Annotated in this window: 1 protein-coding gene; it reads right to left on the reverse strand. The window is 73.0% G+C overall.

The window, feature by feature from the left end; genetic code table 11:
- The coding region (locus QH283_RS17140; protein WP_280503995.1) for an acyltransferase family protein at positions 1-1971 on the reverse strand (1971 nt) is incomplete at both ends.

The following is a 1971-nucleotide window of genomic DNA, read 5'->3' on the forward strand; positions in this document are numbered from 1 at the left end:
AGACGAGGGTGTTGCCGATGACGACCGGGCAGATGTCCGGCTCGCACACCGCGTCGGTGAGATCGAGGGTGAACACGTTCGGGAACGACGCGGCGGGCCCGTCGGCCGGGTTGGCCGGGTCGAAGGCGTCGACGCGGCGCATACCGCAGCTGTGCCGGTCGCCCTTGTCGGCCAGGCAATCGATGGCCCGGTACCGCACGCCGTCGCGGCGCAGCCACGGGGTGTCGCGCATGGCGATGATGTTCAGGCCGTGCTCGGACAGCCGGGACCAGACCTGCACATAGTCGTCGGGGGTCTCGTCGCCGGTCAGCGGCTTCGGCCGGGTGCCCGTGGTGAACACCCAGTCCGGGCGGTCCACGCCGAGCCGGTCGATGACCTCGAGCGACCAGTCCCGGCAGTCCGGGATCGACTGGCCCTTGTAGGAGGTCTCCTCGGCCACCGTCAGCGGGCAGCCCATCTTCAGATAGACGGCGATGCGCACGCCGTTCTCCCGGCCGAGGATGTCCAGGGCGGGCACCCAGTGCTCGGAGTGCGAGTTGCCGACCACCGCGATGGTGCGCTCGGCGTCGGGATCGCCGTAGGCGCAGGTGATGACCTCGCGGGTGTCCCAGTCGGCGATGCAGCCGTCGCGGGTGGGATAGGCGTTGTCGGCGCCCGCCTCGAGCACGCTGGGCCGCATCGGCGCGTCCGGGGTGGGCGCGCCGCCGACGAGCGCCTCGGCGCCCGGATAGCGCAGCGCGTCCAGCTCCTGCATCGGGCGGGCGGGCGAGAGGCTGGTGAACACCTGCGCGCCCACCGTCACCGCGAGCACGGTCACGCCGAGGGCGGCCACCGCCCGCCTGCCGTATTCCGCCTTCGGCGTGCGGGCGGCGGCGGGCGCGCGCAGCGGCTCCTCCACGAAACGGTGCGTCAGGTAGGCCAGCACCAATGAGACGCCGAGCACGGCCAGTCCGGCGCGCAGGCCGATCTTCGCGTCACCGAGATGGCCGAGCACGAAGATCAGCAGCGGCCAGTGCCACAGATACAGCGCGTAGGCCATCTCGCCGAGCCGGACCGCCACCGGCGCGGCCAGCAACCGGTTGGGCAGCGGCAGTTCGGCGGTGCGCAGATTCTGCCCGGCCAGGATCAGCGCGATGGTGGCGCCGACCGGGATGAGCGCGGCCGGGCCGGGGAACATCGCGCTGCCGTTCACGACCCAGCCACAGGCGGCCACCAGCACCGCGCCCGCCAGCGCCAGCAGCACCCGCGCCACGCGCGGCAGGTTCAGCCCCGGCAGCACCACCGCCACCAGCGCACCCGCCAGCAGCTCCCAGGCGCGCGCGAAGCTGTCGTAGTAGTTCCAGCCCTGGTGCAGGCCGACGCCGCGGGCGGCGTAGACGAAGGAGGCCGCGGTCAGCAGGGCAAGCACGAAGGCCACCACCGGCCGGGTCGCCGCTGGTCTGCCCAGGGCCCGGCACGACCACGCCAGCGCCGCGATGCCGAGCAGCGCGGCCAGATAGAACTGCCCCTGCAACGACATCGACCACAGGTGCTGCAACGGGCTCACCGACGGGTCGGCGGCCAGGTAGTCCGCCCAGGAGAAGGCCAGATACCAGTTCTGGTAGTACAGCAGCGAGGCCTGCGTCTGCGCGGCGATCTCGGTCCACTGCGTGTAGGGCTGGGTGGGCACCACGTATCCGGCGACCACCGCCAGCACAAGCACCAGCGCGGGCAGCAGCCGCCTGGCCAGCCCGGCCACCCGCTCCCGGATGGAGATGCCGCCCCCGGACTCGGCGCGGCGCAGCAGCGAGGCGGTGAAGAAGAAGCCCGCGAGCACCAGGAAGACGTCGACGCCGCCGGAGACCCGCCCCATCCAGATGTGGAAGACCACCACCAGGGCGATGGCAACGCCGCGCAGGCCGTCCAGGTCGGTGCGATAGCCGGCCGCACGCGGGCGCGCGGCGGGCGCCCGCCGGGGCGGGGGGCCCCGGG

Origin of the sequence: Nocardia farcinica (genome assembly GCF_029867845.1) — a bacterium.
GTDB lineage: Bacteria > Actinomycetota > Actinomycetes > Mycobacteriales > Mycobacteriaceae > Nocardia > Nocardia farcinica_A.